Origin of the sequence: Pseudoalteromonas sp. MTN2-4, assembly GCF_042848605.1 — a bacterium.
Lineage (GTDB): Bacteria > Pseudomonadota > Gammaproteobacteria > Enterobacterales > Alteromonadaceae > Pseudoalteromonas.
In genome coordinates this window covers 1-223 of record NZ_BTGK01000095.1, presented here as the reverse complement: position 1 = coordinate 223, position 223 = coordinate 1, and the positions used below count along the sequence as shown (strand labels likewise).

Below are 223 nucleotides of genomic sequence, written 5' to 3'. Positions count from 1 at the left end.
TGTTTATTAGCGTCTACTTTAGTATTCAATATTAACTTCTGGCGAAGTTAAAACTGTCTTTGACGATACAAACCATTTTGGGTTGTATGGTTAAGTGACTAAGCGTACACGGTGGATGCCTTGGCAGTTGGAGGCGATGAAGGACGTACTAACTTGCGATAAGCCTAGTCAAGCCAGTAAGAGGCGCTTGAGACTAGGATTTCCGAATGGGGAAACCCACCTG

At 43.9% G+C, this 223-nt stretch carries 1 rRNA gene; it reads left to right on the top strand.

Annotated elements, in window-relative coordinates:
- Nucleotides 1-88 precede the first annotated feature (88 nt).
- Nucleotides 89-223, top strand: a 23S ribosomal RNA gene (locus ACGHEH_RS21855); the annotation flags it as partial.